This is a genomic window from Amycolatopsis sp. NPDC005232, assembly GCF_040607795.1.
GTDB lineage: Bacteria > Actinomycetota > Actinomycetes > Mycobacteriales > Pseudonocardiaceae > Amycolatopsis.
The window spans coordinates 102,393-122,062 of record NZ_JBEXHL010000022.1 but is presented as its reverse complement, the minus strand read 5'-3'; the positions used below and the strand labels follow the sequence as shown (position 1 = coordinate 122,062).

At 71.3% G+C, this 19,670-nt stretch carries 16 protein-coding genes and 1 riboswitch; of the genes, 10 read left to right on the top strand and 6 right to left on the bottom strand.

Features of this window, described 5'->3' with window-relative positions; genetic code table 11:
• The 7 genes from ABZU76_RS34175 to ABZU76_RS34145 all read left to right on the top strand — a co-directional run bounded on the left by ABZU76_RS34175 (position 1) and on the right by ABZU76_RS34145 (position 8,964).
• The gene (locus ABZU76_RS34175) at positions 1 to 849 is read left to right on the top strand and encodes an ABC transporter ATP-binding protein (protein WP_354877024.1); all 849 of its coding nucleotides are present in this window, start codon (positions 1 to 3) and stop codon (positions 847 to 849) included.
• On the top strand, positions 846 to 1,712 hold the full coding sequence (locus ABZU76_RS34170; RefSeq protein ID WP_354876925.1) for an ABC transporter permease: 867 nt from the start codon (positions 846 to 848) through the stop codon (positions 1,710 to 1,712). Before ABZU76_RS34175 ends, ABZU76_RS34170 begins: the two co-directional genes overlap by 4 nt.
• Before the next feature lie 6 nt (positions 1,713 to 1,718).
• Positions 1,719 to 1,952, top strand: coding sequence for a helix-turn-helix transcriptional regulator (locus ABZU76_RS34165; RefSeq protein WP_220243178.1), 234 nt, complete (start codon positions 1,719 to 1,721; stop codon positions 1,950 to 1,952).
• 10 nt (positions 1,953 to 1,962) lie between these two features.
• Positions 1,963 to 2,580 (top strand): hypothetical protein, encoded by a 618-nt coding sequence (locus ABZU76_RS34160; RefSeq protein WP_354876922.1) that lies wholly within the window; start codon positions 1,963 to 1,965, stop codon positions 2,578 to 2,580.
• A 65-nt stretch (positions 2,581 to 2,645) separates the two neighbouring features.
• Positions 2,646 to 2,715, top strand: a riboswitch (cobalamin riboswitch).
• A 52-nt stretch (positions 2,716 to 2,767) separates the two neighbouring features.
• Entirely contained in the window at positions 2,768 to 6,376 is a 3,609-nt protein-coding gene (gene cobN / locus ABZU76_RS34155) for a cobaltochelatase subunit CobN (RefSeq protein ID WP_354877021.1), read from the top strand.
• Between the two features lie 269 nt (positions 6,377 to 6,645).
• Positions 6,646 to 7,437: an alpha/beta fold hydrolase gene (locus tag ABZU76_RS34150; protein WP_354876919.1), complete on the top strand. Its 792-nt coding sequence runs from the start codon at positions 6,646 to 6,648 to the stop codon at positions 7,435 to 7,437.
• A 318-nt stretch (positions 7,438 to 7,755) separates the two neighbouring features.
• The gene (locus ABZU76_RS34145) at positions 7,756 to 8,964 is read left to right on the top strand and encodes a chitinase (RefSeq protein ID WP_354876916.1); all 1,209 of its coding nucleotides are present in this window, start codon (positions 7,756 to 7,758) and stop codon (positions 8,962 to 8,964) included.
• An 83-nt stretch (positions 8,965 to 9,047) separates the two neighbouring features.
• Here the strand turns inward: ABZU76_RS34145 and ABZU76_RS34140 are convergent, their stop codons facing one another.
• From ABZU76_RS34140 to ABZU76_RS34125, 4 genes are all read right to left on the bottom strand, one after another.
• A complete protein-coding gene (locus ABZU76_RS34140) occupies positions 9,048 to 10,154 on the bottom strand; it encodes a dihydrofolate reductase family protein (protein WP_354876914.1) in 1,107 nt (368 codons plus the stop codon).
• Positions 10,151 to 11,383 carry an aldehyde dehydrogenase family protein gene (locus ABZU76_RS34135; RefSeq protein ID WP_354876911.1) on the bottom strand — a complete coding sequence of 411 codons (1,233 nt, stop codon included), beginning with the start codon at positions 11,381 to 11,383 and terminating at the stop codon, positions 10,151 to 10,153. The genes ABZU76_RS34140 and ABZU76_RS34135 overlap by 4 nt, the downstream gene beginning before the upstream one ends.
• A gap of 89 nt (positions 11,384 to 11,472) precedes the next feature.
• Positions 11,473 to 12,129, bottom strand: coding sequence for a M50 family metallopeptidase (locus ABZU76_RS34130; protein WP_354877018.1), 657 nt, complete (start codon positions 12,127 to 12,129; stop codon positions 11,473 to 11,475).
• Between the two features lie 878 nt (positions 12,130 to 13,007).
• On the bottom strand, positions 13,008 to 13,982 hold the full coding sequence (locus ABZU76_RS34125) for a hypothetical protein (protein ID WP_354876908.1): 975 nt from the start codon (positions 13,980 to 13,982) through the stop codon (positions 13,008 to 13,010).
• A gap of 172 nt (positions 13,983 to 14,154) precedes the next feature.
• Here ABZU76_RS34125 and ABZU76_RS34120 point away from each other — a divergent pair, with 172 nt between their 5' ends.
• From ABZU76_RS34120 to ABZU76_RS34110, 3 genes are all read left to right on the top strand, one after another.
• Positions 14,155 to 14,922, top strand: a complete 768-nt coding sequence (locus tag ABZU76_RS34120) for a methyltransferase domain-containing protein (protein ID WP_354876905.1) — start codon at positions 14,155 to 14,157, stop codon at positions 14,920 to 14,922.
• A gap of 35 nt (positions 14,923 to 14,957) precedes the next feature.
• Complete coding sequence (locus ABZU76_RS34115) at positions 14,958 to 16,280, top strand: M20 family metallopeptidase (RefSeq protein WP_354876902.1); 1,323 nt, start codon at positions 14,958 to 14,960, stop codon at positions 16,278 to 16,280.
• 111 nt (positions 16,281 to 16,391) lie between these two features.
• Positions 16,392 to 17,447 carry a trypsin-like peptidase domain-containing protein gene (locus tag ABZU76_RS34110; protein WP_354876899.1) on the top strand — a complete coding sequence of 352 codons (1,056 nt, stop codon included), beginning with the start codon at positions 16,392 to 16,394 and terminating at the stop codon, positions 17,445 to 17,447.
• A gap of 122 nt (positions 17,448 to 17,569) precedes the next feature.
• On the opposite strand, the gene ABZU76_RS34105 is transcribed toward ABZU76_RS34110, so the two are convergent.
• Positions 17,570 to 17,956 carry a DUF3224 domain-containing protein gene (locus ABZU76_RS34105; protein ID WP_354876896.1) on the bottom strand — a complete coding sequence of 129 codons (387 nt, stop codon included), beginning with the start codon at positions 17,954 to 17,956 and terminating at the stop codon, positions 17,570 to 17,572.
• A 66-nt stretch (positions 17,957 to 18,022) separates the two neighbouring features.
• The gene (locus ABZU76_RS34100) at positions 18,023 to 19,564 is read right to left on the bottom strand and encodes a helicase HerA-like domain-containing protein (protein ID WP_354876893.1); all 1,542 of its coding nucleotides are present in this window, start codon (positions 19,562 to 19,564) and stop codon (positions 18,023 to 18,025) included.
• Between the last annotated feature and the right edge of the window lie 106 nt (positions 19,565 to 19,670).

Below are 19,670 nucleotides of genomic sequence, written 5' to 3'. Positions count from 1 at the left end.
ATGAGATATGGCACCAACGACGTGCTCCACGGCGTCGACTTCAAGGCCTACCGGGGCGAAGTGCTCTGCCTGCTCGGGCCCAACGGCGCCGGCAAGACAACCACGATCGAGATCCTCGAGGGTTTCCGGATGCGCTCGGCGGGCGACGTCGAGGTGCTCGGCACCGATCCCGCACGCGGCGGTGAGGACTGGCGGGCACGCCTGGGGGTCGTGCTCCAGTCCTGGCGTGACCACGGGAAATGGCGCGTGCGCGAGCTGCTCGCCCACCTCGGTGGGTACTACGAGCCCTACCACCGCCCGTGGGACACGACGGAACTGATCGAGGCCGTCGGCCTCACGCCCCACGCGGACAAGAAGCTCAAGCAGCTCTCCGGCGGACAACGACGCCGGCTCGACGTCGCGATCGGCATCGTCGGCCGGCCCGAACTGCTGTTCCTCGACGAGCCCACCGCGGGCTTCGACCCGGAGGCCCGGCGCGAGTTCCACGACCTCGTGCACCGCCTGTCCGACAACGACGACACCACGATCCTGCTCACCACCCACGACCTCGACGAGGCCGAGAAGCTGGCCGACCGGATCCTCATCCTCAACGGCGGCCGGATCGTCGCCGACGGCTCGGCCGACGAGCTCAGCCGCCGAATCTCCGGCGAAGCCGAGGTGCGCTGGTCCGTCTCCGGGCAGCGCTTCGTGCACTCGACCACCGAAGCCACGAAGTACGTGTTCGAGCTGTTCAAGCAGTACGGCGAGGCGATCGCCGATCTGGAAGTACGACGCGCGTCCCTCGAGGACACCTACATGACCCTGGTTCACCGGGCGGAGACCGGTCTCGTGGAAGCGGGTGTGCGATGACGATGGCGCTCAAGGCGGCCGGCAACAGAGCCGCCGCACGCAACGGGCTGCGGCGCGGGCTGGTCGAGTTCCGTCAGCAGTGGACCAACCGCGACGACGTGCTCGGCCAGGTGATCTGGCTGGTCCTCATCCTGGTCACACTGTTCTTCCTACGGGGCATCCATCTGCCCGGCACGTCGTTCTCGCTCGGCGCGGCGACGGTGCCGAGCGTCCTCGGCGCCGGGCTGGTGTTCAACGGTCTCTCGGGTGCGGCGGGCCAGCTGGTCGTCGACCGCGAGGACGGCACACTGCTGCGCGCCAAGGCCACACCCAACGGCATGCTCGGCTACCTGATCGGCAAGATCGTGTCGCTGTCGCTGATGCAGGTTTCCGCGATGGCGGTGACGCTGGTGCCGTGCCTGATCCTGTTCCCCGGGCTGGCCGACGGCGGCGTGTGGTCGTGGCTGGACCTGCTCTGGGTCCTCGCGCTCGGGCTGGTGGCGACCCTGCCGGTCGGTGCCGCGATCGGCTCGCTGATCCGCGACCCGCGCTCGATGGCGCTGGTCATGCTGCCGGTGACGGGCCTCGCGGCGATCTCCGGCATCTTCTACCCGATCACGGCCCTGCCGGTCTGGGTGCAGGGCATCGCCCAGGTGTTCCCGATGTACTGGCTCGGCCTCGGCATGCGCTCGGCGCTGCTGCCGGACTCGGCCGTGGTGGTGGAGATCGGGCAGTCGTGGCGGCCCTGGTGGACCCTCGGCGTGCTGGTCGTGTGGGCCGTGATCGGATTGGCGCTGGCCCCGGTGCTGCTGCGGCGCATGGCGCGGCGGGAATCCGGGTCGTCGGTGGCCGAACGACGGGAGAGGGCACTGCAGCGTGTGTGATCCGCGGTGAGCGAGAACGTCTACAACCGCATCGCGGTGCTGCGCGCCGAGCGCGGGATCTCGCGCCGGCAGCTGGCCGACGCGCTCGGCGTGCACTACCAGACGATCGGGTACCTGGAACGCGGCGAGTACAGCCCGAGCCTCTACCTGGCCCTGCGCATCGCGGAGTTCTTCGAGGTGGCCGTGGAGGTGCTCTTCTCCACCGAGCCGTTCCCGCGGATCGGCGACCGGTCGGCGTAGAACGGATGGGGTGACCGCCCATCTGCACGCCGCCGAGGACTTCATCGACCACCTCTCGCCGGAGGCCAACCGCTACAAGGCCTCCGGCGAGCCCGACGTCGTGAGCTGGACGCGGCCGCAGCGCAACCACACGCAGTGCGCCTCGTTCCAGACCCAGCTGCTCAAGCACGTCTACGACTGGGCCGACGACGAGTTCTTCACCACCCACTTCCGCTCGGTGAGCCCTCCGTCGCGCACGTACCGGTGGGTCTTCGAACAGCGGCAGGTGCCACACTTCGCACGCGTGGACACCGTCGCCGACCTGCGCCCCGGTGATCTCGTGGTGATCGACTACGGGCACCGCCGGCCGACGAACACCGGGCACATCGCGCTGGTGCGGGGCACGCCCGTCGTGGACGAGGCCAAGTCATACGTCGTGCCCGTGGCCGATTGCACCGCCGACCCGCACGGCACATCGCCGGACTTCCCCGACAGCCGCTCCCCCACAGGTCAGGGCGCCGGCTACGGGCACCTGGTCTTACACGCCTCGCCGGATACAGGCAGGTTCGCGGGTTACGCGTGGAGCGTCACGGCCCAGCGGTCCCACCCCGTGGCCGAGCGGCCGATCGTGGCCGTGCGCGTGGTCTGAGACGTCACCTTGACGCGGGCTCGCACGCCCGTGAGAGTGAGTGGCGAACCACGCGTCGGCAGGTGGAGGAACCCGGTGAGAGTCCGGGACGGTCCCGCCACTGTGACCCGGAGTGATCCGGGGAGCCAGGAACTCCCGCCGGCGCGACCGACGACCCGGGGCGCGGACACCCCGAGTGAGGAACGCCGTGATCCTGTTGCTGTCCACTTCGGACACCGATCTGCTCAGCGCCCGGGCTTCACAGGGTGAGTTCCGGCTCGCGAACCCCGCCCGGATCGATGTCGCGGACCTGCCGGGGCTGCTGGACGGCGCGCCGATCGTCGTGGTCCGGATCCTGGGCACGCCGCGGTCGTGGCAGGAGGGCCTGGACACGCTGCGCGCGTCGGGCTCGCACGTGGTGGTGCTGGGCGGTGAGCAGACGCCGGACGCGGAGCTGATGAAGCTCTCCACCGTGCCGGCGGGCATCGCGGCCGAGGCGCACGCGTACCTCGCGCAGGGCGGGCCGGAGAACCTCACGCAGCTGCACCGGTTCCTGTCCGACACGCTGCTGCTGACCGGCGACGGCTTCGAGGCGCCCGCGCAGCTGCCGTCGTGGGGGGTGCTGGAGCGCGCTTCTTCGGATCCGGCGGACGGCCCGGTCGTCGGGATCCTCTACTACCGCGCACACCACCTGTCCGGGAACACCGGGTTCGTCCACGCGCTGGCCGACGCGATCGAGGCCGTGGGCGGGCGCGCGCTGCCGATCCACTGCGCGTCGCTGCGCAACCGCGAGCCGGAGATGATGGCCGAACTGGGCCGTGCCGACGCGCTGCTGGTCACGGTGTTGGCGGCGGGCGGCACGCGACCCTCGGAAGCCGGCGCGGGGGGCGACGACGAGGCGTGGGACGTCGCCGAGATGGCGGGGCTCGACATCCCGATCCTGCAGGCGCTGTGCCTCACCAGCGACCGCGCGACGTGGTCGGCGAGCGACGAGGGCCTGTCGCCGCTGGACGCCGGCAACCAGATGGCCGTGCCGGAGTTCGACGGTCGGCTGATCACGGTGCCGTTCTCCTTCAAGGAGCTCGACGAAGACGGCCTGCCGCGCTATGTCGCCGACGCCGAGCGCGCTTCGCGGGTGGCCGGGATCGCGCTGGCGCACGCGCGGCTGCGCCACACGCCTCCCGCGTCCCGGCGCATCGCGCTGATGCTCTCGGCGTACCCGACGAAGCACTCGCGGGTGGGCAACGCGGTGGGGCTGGACACGCCGGCGTCGGCGATCAAGCTGCTGCGGCTCATGCGTTCGGAGGGTTACGACCTGGGCGCCGACGCGTTCCCCGGTGTCGAGCCGACGGGCACCGACCAGCCGGACGGCGACGCGTTGATCCACGCGCTGATCGCCGCCGGCGGGCAGGACCCGGAGTGGCTGACGGAGGAACAGCTCTCGGGCAACCCGATCCGTGTCCCCGCGGCGCGGTACCGCGCATGGTTCGCCGAGTTGCCCGCGGAGCTGCGCGAGGCGATGGAGGAGCACTGGGGTCCCGCGCCGGGCTCGCTGTATGTCGACACATCGGCAAATCCCGAGGGCGACATCGTGCTGGCGTCGCTCCAGTCGGGCAACGTCGTGATCATGATCCAGCCGCCGCGCGGGTTCGGCGAGAACCCCGTGGCGATCTACCACAACCCGGACCTGCCGCCGAGCCACCACTACCTCGCCGCGTACCGCTGGCTGGAGGAGGAGTTCGGCGCGCACGCCGTGGTGCACCTGGGCAAACACGGTTCGCTGGAGTGGCTGCCGGGCAAGACGGCGGGCCTGTCGGCGTCCTGCGCGCCCGACGCCGTTTTGGGCAACCTGCCGCTGATCTACCCGTTCCTCATCAACGACCCGGGCGAGGGCGCACAGGCGAAACGGCGGGCACACGCCACGATCGTCGACCACCTGATCCCGCCGATGGCGCGCGCCGAGTCCTACGGCGACCTCGCGCGGCTCGAGCAGCTGATGGACGAGCACGCGAACATCGCCGCGATGGACCCGGCCAAGCTGCCGGCCATCCGCGCCCAGATCTGGACGCTCATCCAGGCGGCGAAGCTCGACCACGACCTGGGCGTCGCCGAGCGCCCGCACGACGTGGAGTTCGACGACTTCCTGCTGCACATCGACGGCTGGCTCTGCGAGGTGAAGGACGCGCAGATCCGCGACGGCCTGCACATCCTCGGTGAGGCCCCCGTCGGCGAGGCGCGGGTGAACCTCGTGCTGGCGATGCTGCGGGCCCAGCAGATGTGGGGCGGCAAGCAGGGGGCGGTGCCGGGGCTACGTTCGGCGTTGGGGCTGAAGGAGAACTCCGACGCCCCACTGTCCGAAGTGGACGCGATCGAGACCACGGCGCGGTCGCTGGTGGTGGCGATGGAAACGCATTCGTGGGATGCGTCGGCCGTGCCCGCCGTGGTCTCCGAAGTTCTGGCCACTGCGGACGCGGAAGTCTCGCGGGTGCTGACGTTCGCGGCTTCCGAGATCGTCCCCCGCCTGGCGGGTACCTCGGGCGAGATCTCCGCGGTGCTGCACGCTCTCGACGGCGGTTACATCCCGGCCGGGCCGAGCGGTTCGCCGTTGCGCGGCTTGGTGAACGTGCTGCCGACCGGGCGGAACTTCTACACCGTCGACCCGAAGGCCATCCCGAGCCGCCTGGCGTGGGAGACCGGCCAGGCGCTGGCCGACTCGCTGCTGCGCCGCTACCGCGAGGACACCGGCTCGTGGCCGACGTCGGTGGGGCTCTCGGTCTGGGGCACCTCGGCGATGCGCACCTCCGGCGACGACGCCGCGGAAGTGCTGGCGCTGCTGGGCGTGCAGCCGGTGTGGGACGAGGCTTCGCGGCGCGTCACCGGCCTGGAGGCTATTCCGCTGGCCGAGCTGGGCCGCCCGCGTATCGACGTCACGGTGCGCATCAGCGGCTTCTTCCGCGACGCTTTCCCCCACGTGATCACTTTGCTGGACGACGCCGTCCGCCTGGTGGCGGCCTTGGACGAGCCTGCTTCGGAGAACTTCGTCCGCGCCCACGTCTCGGCGGACTTGGCCACGCACGGTGATGCCCGCCGCGCCACCACCCGCATCTTCGGCTCGAAACCCGGCGCCTACGGTGCCGGCCTGCTGCCCCTGATGGACTCCGGCAACTGGCGCGACGACAAGGACCTGGCCGAGGTGTATGCGGTGTGGGGCGGCTTCGCCTACGGCCGCGACCTCGACGGCCGCCCCGCGCGCGAGGACATGGAGCAGTCCTACCGGCGCATCGTCGTGGCCGCCAAGAACACCGACACGCGCGAACACGACATCGCCGACTCCGACGACTACTTCCAGTACCACGGCGGCATGATCGCCACCGTTCGCGCGCTGACGGGCTCCGCACCCGCGTCGTACATCGGCGACAGCACCACCCCGGACGCCGTCCGCACCCGCACCCTGGGCGAAGAAACGGCGCGCGTGTTCCGCGCCCGCGTGGTCAACCCGCGCTGGCTCTCGGCCATGCGCCGCCACGGATACAAGGGCGCCTTCGAACTCGCCGCCACGGTCGATTACCTCTTCGGCTTCGACGCCACCGCCGGCGTCGTGGGCGACTGGATGTACGAGAAGCTGTCCGAGTCGTACGTGCTGGACGCCGAAAACCAGGACTTCCTGCGCCAGGCCAACCCGTGGGCCCTGCGCGGCATCATCGAGCGCCTCACCGAAGCCGCCGACCGCGGCCTCTGGTCCGACCCGGACCCCGACCTGATGGCCCAACTGCGCGACGTCTACCTGACCTTGGAAGGCGACCTCGAAGGCGAGTGACCACCTACCCCCGGCGCTGACGGCGCCTACCGCTCGGTTGGCTCGGACCACCTCTGGTCCACTGAGGAGCGCTAGATTCTCCAGGGTGTCCTGCACTCCGCACAATCTCCTCGGCGACTCCGCTGTTCTGCGCACCCCCCGCCAGATTGTGCCCGCATGACCGATTCCGGACACCTCCCGCACTCTCCCTTCTCCGCGGCGCGGTCGCAGGAACGAACCCATGCTCCGCGGCCGCTGCGCTCCTGTGCACTTCCCGGAGGCGAAGCCATATGACTGATACCGCAGAGGTCTTCCACTACCCCGGCCGCGACGGCGCTGTCCTCGCCTGCCGCTCGCTGGGTGAGGGCCGTCCGCTGGTGCTCCTGCACGGCTTCACGGCGACGGGTTCCCAGTGGCTCAACCAAGGCCCGGCGGCTTCACTGGCCGCGCGCGGCCACCGCGTCCTGCTGCCCGACCTCCGCGGCCACGGCCGGAGCGCCCACCCACGCACTCCGGCGGCCTACCCGCCCGACGTCCTCGCCGACGACATCTTCGCCCTGCTCGACGCGCTTTCCCTCACCGACTACGACCTCGGCGGATACTCCCTCGGCGCCCGCATCGTCGTGCGCCTTCTCGCCCGCGGCGCCCGGCCGGGCCGGGCCATCGTGGCGGCCCAAGGCCTGTCCGTCATCACGCGCGCCGAGGCCGGCGAGCAGAGCCGCCACATCCTCAACGCTCTGGCGAACGGCGAGACTCTCGAGCCCGACACTCCGGATGCCCAAGCCGCCCGCTGGATCACCGCCCTCGGCAACGACCCCCAGGCCCTCCTCCACGTTCTGGACACCCACGTCCCGACCCCCGCCGCGGACCTTCCGCACATCCCCACCCCGACCCTGGTCACCGCCGGCGCCGACGACCCGCGCCGCACCTCGGCGCAGGACCTCGCCGCGGCCTTGCCCCACGCCGAGTTCACCGTTGTGCCGGGCAATCACATCACCGCGCTCGGCACCCCGGAGTTCGCCACAGCACTCGCGTCATTCCTCGCCGGCCGATCGCCTGGTCCCGGCGGCGTCCGGACCTAGGCCGCGGACCGCCTCCGTCGGGGCCTCACAACCGAACCCCGCGCCGTACCTTTCGAAGTCCGCCTTGCTCGCCGGGAACCCCTCCGTCGCACCCGCGTAGTCAAGTCACCCGCAGAAGGGCGCGCTGTCCGCAGTGGACCAGCGGGGCGGCTGGTCCGCGTCCGGTCGGGGGCGGGCGCGTTGGGCCGCCAGGGTGAACACCGGGGGCCGATACCGGCATTTCGCCCGTAGCGGCCCGCCGATCGTCGGGTGGTGGGTTGACTTCGCATTGGTCTAGTCCAATGCTGTAGCGCACCCCGCTCGTCAGCTGGAGGACAGATGCAACGAAGCAGACTGGCCGCCGTCGGGCTCGCCGCCGCCGCCGTGCTCGGGACAGCCGCGACCCTGGCCGCCACGGCCGACGCCCAGCCCACGGCCGCGGCGGCCTTGAGCAACAACTGGTACGCCTCGGCGCCGTACCTCATGCCCGTGAGCAACAACCCGCCCGACCCGGTCACGGTGATGAACGCGACCGGCCAGAAGGCGTTCCAGCTGGCCTTCATCCTCGCCCCCGACGGCGGCGGCTGCAGCCCGACGTGGGACGGCAAGTCGGCGGTCTCGTCGGACACCGCGGTCGCCGGGGTCGTGAACCGCATCCGGGGCAACGGCGGCGACGTCTCGGTGTCCGTCGGCGGCTACGGCGGCACGAAGCTGGGCCAGACGTGCGGCACCGTCGACGCGACCGCCGCCGCCTACCAGCAGGTGGTGACGAAGTACGGCCTCAAGGCCATCGACTTCGACCTGGAAGAACCCGAGTACGAGAACACCGCGGCGATCGCCAACGAGCTCGGCGCCGCGAAGAAGCTGCAGGCCGACAACCCAGGCCTGTTCGTGTCCGTCACGATGCCCGGCACCTCGGCCGGCACGGGTTGGTTCGGCACGCAGCTGCTCGACCAGGCCAAGTCAATCGGCTTCACACCCAACAACTTCTCGATCATGCCCTTCGACGGCGGCTTCAACGGCTCCTCGGCGCAAGTGTCCGCGCTCGAGAACTTCCACGGCCTGCTGGAAAGCCACCTCGGCTGGGACAGCGCCACCGCGTACTCGCACGAGGGCTTCTCCGGCATGAACGGCCGCTCCGACAACGCGGAGATCTTCACCCTCGCCGACTTCCAGACCGTCTACGACTACGCGACCAGCCACCATCTCGGCCGCTTCACGTACTGGGCCGTCAACCGCGACCGCCCCTGCACCACCACGACCGACAACGCCGTGTGCTCCAACGTCACCCAGAACGACTGGGACTTCACCAAGTTCACCACCCGCTTCGCCGGCGCGACGCCGCCCCAGACCGGCCCGCCGACGACCCCGCCCACCAACCCGCCAGGCACCTGCACCGCACCCGAGTGGCAGAAGGCGTCGGTCTACGTCGGCGGCAACTCCGTCTCCCACAACGCCCACAAGTGGACCGCCAAGTGGTGGACCCAGGGCGAAGAACCCGGTGCGGGCGGCCCCGACGGCGTCTGGTCGGACAACGGCCCCTGCTGATCGCTTTCCCGGTCCCCCGGCTGCCGGGTGGTCCACGGTGAATCCACTGTGGACCACCCGGTGTTCCACGTTCGGCGGCAGGCTCAGGGGCGGATGCCGGGCAGGTGAGTGTTGGCTCGGCGGACCTCGGAGGCCAGTGCGGGCACCTCGACGACCTTCCGGCCCGCCGCGGCGAGCAGTTCGACGCCCTCGGCCTCGACGAACAGGGACGGCTCGCGCCAGGCGATGATGACGCGCGGGATAGGCGTTTCGAGGATCAGCTGTGTGCAGCTCTTCGGGTGGGAAGCGCGGGAGCTGCACGGCTCGAGCGAGCTGTACATGGTCGCGGTGGCCAGGCGGGGGTCGTCCGCGCGGAGCTTCGCCAGGGCGGCTTCCTCGGCGTGGTTGTGCGGCTCGCCCTCGCCGGAGTGGCCGGTGGCGAGCACGGTGCCGTCGGGCGCGGCGATGACGGCGCCGACGCGGAACGTCGAGCTGGGCGGGCATTCGTCCGCCAGCGCGATCGCCTGGCGCAGGCGCAGGACGTCGATCGGGGTGGGCTCGGCGGCCGCACGGTAGTGCAGGACGGCGACGTTGCCGAGTTGGCGCAGTTCGGCCAGCTCCAGCGGACGCGGGAACGCGCCGGGGCCGAGGAAGCGCGGCGCGCGCGGGTCGCCGACCGCCAGGGGCGCGATGGCGAGGCGCAGCTCGTCGGCGAGGCCTGCCTCGAGGAACTGCGTGTGGACGGCGCCGCCACCCTCCACGAGGAGGCGGCGGACGCCGCGTTCGCCAAGGTCGTCGAGGATGCGCTCGAGCCGGGGCGGGGTGCCGGCGTCGATGATCGTCGCGACGTCGCGCAGGCCGTCGACCGCGACCGGCGGCGCGTAGACGAGCTTCGGCGCTTCGCCGACCGTAAAGAAGCGCGACGCCGGATCGAGCTTGCCGGTGCTCGTCACCGTCACTTTGATCGGCTGCTCCGGCCGCCCCGCCGCGACGCGCTCGCTGCGCAGCTCCGCCGAACGCACGAGCAGCCGCGGGTTGTCCGCGCGCACCGTGTTGGCGCCGACGAGGATCGCGTCGGCGTCGGCGCGCAGGCGGTCGACCTCGGCGAAATCGTCCTCATTGGACAGGATCAGCCGGGTGGTGCTCGCGTCGTCGAGATAGCCGTCCAGCGACTGGGCGGCGGACAACACGACGTGGGGACGCCTGCTCATGCGGGTTGGACCGCGTACTGGCGCACGTACAGGTCGGTGTAGGTCACCGGCCCGCGCGGCCCCGGCACGCGGTCGAGGTTGATCCCGGTCTCGGGCACGGCCAGCAGCTTGAAGCCGTCGAGCAGCCGCGTCGGCGCGTTCCAGAAGACGCCCGTGCCGGTGTAGCCGTCGAAGAACGCGCCGGCCGCCGCCTCGTCCTCGGTGGCGATGCCCGCCGCGAGGCCCGACGTCCGCTCGTTCGCGATCTCCACGGCCTCGTCGAGCCCGCTCACGCGCTCGACCGTGACGGTCGCCTCGCGGTCGGAGTCCAGCGCCCACTCGTAGCCGATGGCGTGCTCGTGCGGCGCCAGCGACGGCGTCACCCCGCGCTCGGCCAGCGCGGCGGTGATCGACGGCCACACGGCGTCGTGCACGTCGTCGTGGACGAGCAGCAGGTTGAGCCGGTTGCACACGCCGAGCCGGTCGAGGCTCGCGGACACGAGGTCGCGCACCTTGCCGGCGTCGGCCGCCGCGTCGACGTAAAGCACGCCGCCGCCGTCCGCGTGGGCCAGCGTGCGCACGCCGTGCACAGCCGCCTCGGTGGCCAGCGCGCGCGTGCTGTCGCCGCTGCCGCGCAGGATCACCAGCGGCACCAGCCCCGGCAGGCGCACCAGCGCCGACGCGGCCTCCCGCTCGACGCGCGGCACCAGCTGCACCACGTCCGGGTCGATCCCGGCCTCGGCCAGCGCCGGCGCGATCACCGTGTCACGCAGCCGCTGGGCCGAGCCCAGCGCCGCCGACCCGGTGCGCAGCACCCCGGCGTTGCGCGACTTCACCAGCTGCGACGCCACGTCGACCGTCACGTTCGGCCGCGCCTCGTAGTTCGCGCCGATGACGCCCACGGGACGGCGCCGCTCGATCAGCCGCAGCCCACCATCCAATGTGGACACCTCGACGGACCGCTCCTGGTGCGGCGCGCCGGCCAGCAGCCGCAGCTGCTCGGCCATGCCGTCGAGGCGCTCGGGCGTGATGGTGAGCCGGTCGAGCAGACCCGCGCTCATCCCCTCCTCGCGCGCCTTGGCGACGTCGGCCCGGTTGGCGTCGAGCACGTCCTCGCGGTGCGTCTGCAGGCGCTCGGCCATGCCTCGCAGCGCCGCGTCCACGGCCTCCTCGGTGGCCTTGGCCAGCGACGGCGCGGCCAGCTTCGCCGCTCGCGCGCACTCCTCGACGGCCTTCGCGACCTCGTCCATCGTCGTCTCCCTCCGCGCGTTCGGCAGAGGACCAGTTTGCCGCACCGCCCACATCCGGGGACGACTGGCTCAACCCTCGGGACGCACCCTCACGCGACGACCGGCTCCAGCAGCCACAGCGCACCGGCCAGCAGACAGCTCACCGTGAGCACCACGAACACCAGCACCCACAGCACGGCGGGCACCGCGGTGAGGCGGCTGAGCTGGTCGGCGTCGGAGTCGCGCGCCTGGCCGCGATGGCGCTTGACCTGCAGCTCCACCACCGGCCGGACGCCCCCGAGCAGCAGGAACCACGTCAGCAGGTACGCGAACGGCGCCTGCACCACCGGCGGCGCGACCAGCGCCACGAGCCCCAGCACGACCGCGCTCGCGACCACGGTGAACACGCCGTACGCGTTGCGCACCATGATCAGCACACCCAGCAGCAGCAACGCCACCAGCACCAGCACGGCCGTGATCAGGTCCTGCCCGACCAGGCTCGCGAACAGCAGGCCCAGCACCGACGGCGCGACGTACCCGGCCAGTGCCGTGAACGCCATGCCCGGCCCCTCCGGCTTCCCGCGCGACACCGTGACGCCCGAGGTGTCCGAGTGCAGCTTGATCGAGCGCAACCGCCGCCCGACCAGCACCGCGGCCAGCGCGTGGCCCGCCTCGTGCACGATGGTCACCACGTTGCGCGCGAACCGCCACGGCGTGCCGCCCACCAGCACCACCAGCAGCGCGACGCCACCGGTGATCAGCGTGATCGCCGCCGGGGTGTTCGCCTGCGTGAGCGCCGCCTCGACGGCCCCGGGCGCGCCGGCCGCACGCTCCCACCCACCAGCCACGGCTTGGCTGGTGACCACGGACGAGACGTCGAGCACACACGAAATCACGCGCACACCTCACCACAAGCGACATCTGGCCACTGTTAGTGCCCGTTGCGGGATGGGCCGACTGAGGTCGGTATGGGGTGGGTCACTTCATGGGATCTCCCTTCTTCGGCTTCGACATTTGTTGGCCGGGGCGCAGGCCTCTTCGGCGCCGCTGACCACCTCCTTCACTTGTCTGCCCGCTCCTCGGCCAGGACCGAGGCTCCGGCTCCGGCTGCGCCGCCCACCGCCCACCGCCCAGCACCGCCACCGGCTCCGCTCCCAGCCCCGGCACCGGCACCGGACGCGAAGCAGGCTGGGCTCGCAGAACGCGCCCGTGAGCAATCCCTACGCCCGCACGCCTTCCCGTCCCGGCTCAGCGCGCGCCGCTGGACCGCAACCAACTGACCCCGGCCGACTGCGAGCAGCCGGGCCACCGCCGACCGCCGCCGGCCCGGCACCGGTTACGAGGCGAGCTGGGCCCGCAGAACGCGCCCGTGGGCAATTCATGCGCCCGCCCGCACGCCTTCCCCTCCCCGACCCACATTCCGACTCAGCGCCCGCACGCCTTCCTGTCCACGACTCAGCGCGCGCCGTCCGACCGCAACCGACTGACCCCAGCCGACTGCGAGGAGCCAAGCCACCGCCGAGGCCGGCTCGGCAGTCACTGCCCAGAAGGACGGCACCGCCGCGGCCGGAGCGGCGCGTCCACGCGAGCCATTTCGCGAGCCGCAGTCAGCCGGGCGAGCGCGGCGCCGGCGCCGGTGCGGGCGTCACTGTGCGGACGAGCCCGTGACCACCTCCTCAGCCGAGGAAGCCGCGTCGGGCTCTGGCGGGACGGCATCGAGGGTGGCCCGGAACAGCAACGCGATCCAGCTGCGGTAGGGGCGCCAGTCGTCGGCCAGGGGGATCAGTTCGGAAGCCGGGGTCGTGACCGGGAGGCCGTACTCGTCGCGCATGGCTTCGTGGAGGCGGCCGTCGGCGCGGGGGAAGAGGTCGGGGTGCCCCGCGCCGCGCAGGAGGATTTGTTCGGCGGAGAAGGCGCCGATGCCGGGGATGGCGCGCAGGTGCGCGAGGGCGTCGGGGATGGGGAGCGCGCGAAGTTCGGCAGGGTCGAGGCGGCCGTCGGCGGCGGCTTGGGCGACGGAGCGCAGGCGGGCGACGCGGAAGTCGGCCAGGCCGTCCTCCGAGGTGAGCTCGGCCAGGACCGCGGGTGCGGGGAACGAGACCACTTGGTATTCGCCGACGTCGATGATGGCGCCGTGACGTTCGGCAAGCACGCGGCGGCGCCGGATGGCCGTAGTGAAGCGCATGCCTTGGGAGAGCACGGACCAGCAGGCGGCTTCGTAGGGCGAGGAGAACAGCACGGGGCGCAAACCCGGGTGGGCAGCGCGCAAGCGGGCGGCGACGGAGTCGCGCAGGTCGATGTCGGGCAGACCGGAGGCGTCGACGTCGAGGGAGAGCATGCGGCTCACCTGGCCCATCACGCGCGCCGCCAGTTCGACCGGTGCGGAGACCTCGACCTCCACCGTGCCGGGCGATCTCTGGCGGATCGCGACGCCGGCGTGGGTCCAGACGCCGTCCACGGGAAAGGCCAACCGCAGCACACCCGGCTCCGAGGCGGCGTCGGGCCGGGCGGCCGGGCCGAAACCGGCCAGGTAGTGGCTCGCGGCAGACAGGTCGAACGGTCCGCGCACGGCGATCTCGCCGGTCGGCACGTCGATGGGCAGCAGGATCGGTGCGGTCATCGGGTGTCCCTCCTCTGCGGCCTCCGGGGGTCGGAGAACCGTGGAAGCGACGTTAGGAAGAGGGGCCGACAATCCGGGGCCTCGAACGCCTGATCGGCTAGATCTTCACTCGATCGTGGAGGACCAGGCTTTGGGATACTGCCGGTATCCGAACAGGAAGGGAGCGAAACCGGTGGTAGAGCACCCGAAAGCCCAGGACTGTCTCGCCGATCTGCTCGACGCTCCGGCCAAGACCACGGACGCGGGCTACCTCGACGTCCTCGGCGACGCGCTCCAAGCCGGGCCCACCACGGGAATCACCCAGCGCGTGATGCGCACGACGCTGCTCCCCCAGGTCTACGAACGCTACTGGCGTCCCATGTTCGGCCGGCTGTTCAAGGGCCCGTTCGGCCCGAGCATGGCCGGCGAAGTCCGCCTCGCCACGGAGCTCCTCGCGCTCGAACCAGGTCGGATCGTGCTCGACGTCGCCTGCGGCACCGGCCGGTTCACCCGCGCTTTCGGGGCAGCCGTGGGAAAACAAGGCCTCGCCATCGGCCTCGACGGGGCGCCCTCGATGCTCACCCGCGCCGTCACCGAGACCGATGAAGACGGAGTCGCCTACCTCCGCGCCGACGCCGTCGAACCGCCGATCACACCCTCCACAGTGGACGCCATCTGCTGTTTCGCCGCCCTGCACATGTTCGCCGAGCCCGAACGCGCGCTGGACTCGTTCGCGCGGATCCTGCGTCCCGGCGGCCGCGTCGTGCTGCTCACGAGCGCGCGCCGCGACTGGCAACCCGCGCGAGTCGTCGACACGGCGGGCGGGATCCTCAGCGGGCAGCAGATGTTCGACCGCGGCGAGATCGCCGCCGCCTTGCGCGCCCGGGGTTTCCGCATCGTCGCCGAGCGCTTCGCGGGCGTCACCCAGATCGTCGCCGGCGAGCTGCCCGAGGCGAACTGATCCACTTTCTCGGTGCCCGGGGATAGCATCGCCGCATGACCGACGCCGCTCCCGTCCCGCCCGACGACTCCCACCTGCGCGCCCTGATCGAAGCCACGGCCGAGGCCGTCGCGTCCGCCGAACCCCTCGGCTCCGACCACACCGGAGCCGAGTCCGGTGTGCGCACGGCCGTGGAACGAGAAGTGCGGGCCCGCGCCGACGAACTCGTTGCGCTGAGCCAAGACCTGCACGCCCACCCGGAAGAGGGCTTCACCGAGCACCGCTCCGTCGGTGCGCTGGCGGAGCTCCTGCGCGCCCACGGCCACGAGGTCACGGTCGGCCTCGGCGGCCTCGACACCGCCCTGCGCGCGAGCACCCCGGACAACGGCGGCCCGCACATCGCCGTGCTGTCGGAGTACGACGCGCTGCCCGGGCTCGGGCACGCGTGCGGGCACAACGTCATCTGCACCGCCGGCGCCGGCGGGTTCCTGGGCGCCGCGGCCGTGGCCGAGCAGGTCGGCGGACGTGTGTCCCTCATCGGCACGCCCGCGGAGGAAGGCGGTGGCGGCAAGGAGACGCTCGCGCGCGCCGGGGTGTTCGACGACGTCGACGCCGTGATCATGCTCCACCCGTTCAGCCACGACATCGCGCTGCACCCGTTCCTCGGTCGGCGGCAGCTGGAGATGGTGTTCCACGGGGTCGGGGCCCACGCGTCGGCGCAGCCGTTCATGGGGCGCAACGCGCTCGACGCCGCGGTGGCGGCCTACCAGGGCGTGTCGATGCTGCGCCAGCAACTGCCTTCGACCGACCGCGTGCACGGCGTCTTCACCGACGGCGGCGCGCGGCCCAACGTGATCCCCGAACGCGCCGCGCTCCTGTTCTACCTCCGCTCGGCCGACCCCGAGACGTTGCGCGACCTCGCGAAGCGGATGACCGCGATCGCCCACGGCGCCGCCGAAATGACGGGCTGCGGCGTGGAGCTCGCGTGGGATTCGCAGCCTGCGTACCTGCCGATCCGCTTCAACACCACGTTCGCCGGGCGCTGGTCTGCGAACCAGGCCGACACGGGCCGCAAGCCGCTGCCGCCGGGGATCGTGCCCGAGTTCCTCACCGGGTCCACTGATCTGGGCAATTTGTCCTACCGGATGCCCGCGCTGCACCCGATGATCGCCGTCTCCGGACCGACGGTTGCCTTGCACACCAAGGAGTTCGCCGAAGCCGCCGGCTCGCCCGCGGGCGACAAGGCCGTGGTCGACGGCGCGCTCGGCCTCGCCCTCACCGCCGCCGACTACCTCGCCGACGCGACGCTGCGCCAAGCCGTGCACGACGAGTTCGAAGCCTCGGGAGGTGCGCTCGACGTCCCGAAGTTCTTCGACTGAAAGCCACCGAACCAGGCTGAGGAACGCCTGAGGATTCTCAGCTGATTCTTCTCAGCAAAGCCGAAGGGATTTCCACAGGGTTCTCACAACCACGGCCGCGAATCTGGTGTCATGACCGAGAACGAGAGTCGGCCCGGCCCCGCCTCACCCGGTGGGCACCAGCCGCACCAGACCCACCCGATCGCTGCTCAGCAGAACGCCCAGCAGCACACCCAGCCGCAGTACGGCCCGTACGCCCAGCACGGGCAGTACCGCCACCAGCAGCAGGCCGCGCCGAACCCGCTCTTCACGCAGCAGCCGCAGGCTCAGCCGGTCATGCAGCCGAAGCGACGGGGCGGCAAGCTCGCCGCCGTCGTCGGCGCGACCGCGCTCGCCGCGGCGCTCGTCGGCGGTGGCGCCGGTGCGGCGATCGTCGGGCTGACCACCACGTCGGTGGCCTCGCCCGCGTCGTCCTCCGCGGTCGCCGGGCAGACGGTCAGCAACACGACCTCCACCGGCGACGTCAGCACGGTCGCGGCGAAGGTCCTGCCGAGCGTCGTGCAGGTCAACGTCGACACCGGCCAGGGCGAGGCCATCGGCTCGGGCGTCATCCTGAGCTCCGACGGCCGGATCCTCACCAACGCCCACGTGGTCGACGGCGCCGTCGGCGACGTCACGATCACGACGTCCGACGGCAAGCAGTACCAGGCCAGTGTGGTCGGCGCCGACACCAAGGGCGACATCGCGGTACTGCAGGCCAAAGGCGCCAGCGGCCTCACCGCCGCCACCCTCGGCGACTCGACCAAGCTCGTGGTCGGCCAGGAAGTGATCGCCATCGGCTCGCCGGGCGGGCTGCAGAACACCGTGACCACCGGCATCGTCAGCGCGCTGAACCGGCCGCTGTCCGACGTCGGCGGGGGCGAGCAGCAGCAGCAGTCGCCGTTCAGCCGCACGTCGAACCAGGCGGACAACGGCCCCAGCTACACCGCGATCCAGACCGACGCCTCGATCAACCAGGGCAACTCCGGCGGCGCGCTCGTCGACGCCCAGGGCCAGGTCATCGGCATCAACTCCGCCCTCTACAACCCGTCGGCCTCGGCCAACGGCTCCGCGGGCAGCGTCGGGATCGGCTTCGCGATCCCGGTCAACGACGCCAAGACGATCGTGGATCAGATCGTCAACGGCTGACGCAGTCGCGGACGGACCGCGGTCGGGGCGGCCCGTCCGACTTTCCTCGCTCGAATCGGGGTAGTGGGGAAAAACGGTGAAAGCCGCTCTCCCAGGGTTTCGGGGCCCTGAGAGAGCGGCTTTCACGCTGCCGGGAGCTCGTAGGTCAGCGTGAACGTGTGGTTGCCGGCCTCGTCCTGGGTGACGGCGGCGGAGCCGGAGATGCCCGTCAGCTCTCCCGATCCGGAGCCCGCGAGGATCAGCAGCGACAAGCCCTCGTCGCCCGCCGTGTGCCGCAGCACGAACGAACCCTTGCGCCCGTCGACGGACACCGCCAGGCGCTCGAAGGCGACGTACGCGCGCGAAGTGGCATTCGAGGCCGTCAGCATCTCGACGGTGCTGGTGCCCTCGACGGCACCCGTGAAGGTTTTGGCAATGGCCACGCGGGCGAACTCGGTGCCACCCGTCTCGTCCTCGGCCTGCGGCTCCCACTTGTCGAGCTCGAACGTGGCGGTCGCGGTGCTGGTCATGGCTGGTCCTTCCGATCGTGAGCCCTCAGCCTGCCCGCCATACCTGCCAGGTTGTGTCAGGTATTTTCATCGCCGGCGGTTGCCGAACAGCCCCCGCGTGATCTCCCGCCCCAGCGCGGACGCGGCCGAGCGCATGAAGGACTTCACCGCCGGGTTGCTCATCGCCTGCGAGATCAGCCCGGGGTCCTCCCTCTCGGCCTTCCCAGCAGGAGCCGGTGCAGGGGCCTCGGCAGCAGGCGGCGCCTCCGCCGGCGCCGCGACCCGAGCCGCCAGCTTCTCGTACGCCGACTCGCGGTCGATCGTCTCCGAGTACTTCGCGTGCAGGCCGGACGACGCGACCGCCGCGGCCACCGCCTCGTCCCCGACCGAGCCCATCTTCGACCGCGGCGCCCGCAGCCGCGTCCATGCGACCGGCGTCGGCGCGCCCCGCTCGGACAGCACCGTGACGACCGCCTCGCCGATCCCGAGTGACGTCAGCGCCGTCTCGAGGTCGTAGTGCGGCGTCTTCGGATACGTCTTCACCGTCCTGGCCAGGGCTTTCTGGTCGTCCGGCGTAAACGCCCGCAGCGCGTGCTGCACCCGCGCGCCCAGCTGCGACAGCACCGCGTTGGGGATGTCCGTGGGCAGCTGCGTGCAGAAGAACACGCCGACGCCCTTCGACCGGATCAGCTTCACCGTCTGCTCGATGCGCTCCAGGAACGCCTTCGACGCGTCGTTGAACAACAGGTGCGCCTCGTCGAAGAAGAACACCAGCTTCGGCTTGTCGAGGTCGCCCTCCTCGGGCAGCTCCTCGAACAGCTCGGCGAGCAGCCACATCAGGAACGTCGAGAACAACGCCGGCTTCGACTGCAGGTCGTCCAGCTCCAGCAGCGTCACCACACCTTTGCCGTCGACCTCGCGCATGAGGTCGTGGACGTCGAGCTCGGGCTCGCCGAAGAAGTCCTCGCCGCCCTGGGCCTCCAGATTGGACAGTGCGCGCAGGATCACCCCGGCCGTCGCCGAGGAGACGCCGCCGATGCCCTTGAGGTCGGCCTTGCCCTCGTCGCTGGTCAGGTGCGTGATCACCGACCGCAGGTCCTTCGTGTCGAGCAGCGCCAGTCCTCGCTGGTCGGCCCAGTGGAAGATCAGGCCGAGCGTCGACTCCTGCGTCTCGTTCAAGCCCAGCACCTTGGACAGCAGCACCGGGCCGAAGCTCGTGATCGTGGCCCGGATCGGCGAACCCTTCCCGCCGGTACCCAGCGACAGGAACTGCACCGGGCTCGCGGCCGGCGCCCAGTCGTCACCCAGCTCCTGCGCGCGTTTCGTGAGCTTGTCGTTCGCCTCACCCGCCGCCGACAGCCCCGAAAGGTCGCCCTTCACGTCGGCCAGCACCACCGGCACGCCGGCGGCCGAGAGCTGCTCCGAGATCAGCTGCAACGTCTTCGTCTTGCCGGTGCCGGTCGCACCCGCCACCAGACCGTGGCGGTTCAGCGTGGCCAGCGGCAGCCGCACGGCCGCGGCCGCCTCGGTCCGCCCGTCGATCACCACGGCGCCCAGCTCCACCGCGGCGCCCTCACTCACGTAACCCTGCGCGATCTCCGCCGCAGGCCCCGACCCCTGCTCGGCCACTGGCCGCACCCCGTTCCGAGTCCGAAATCACACTCTTTCACCTGGCTGCCCGAGCGTAACGCGCCGAATGCGCAGGTAACCCGGCTGACATCCCCGTGTCGGGTTA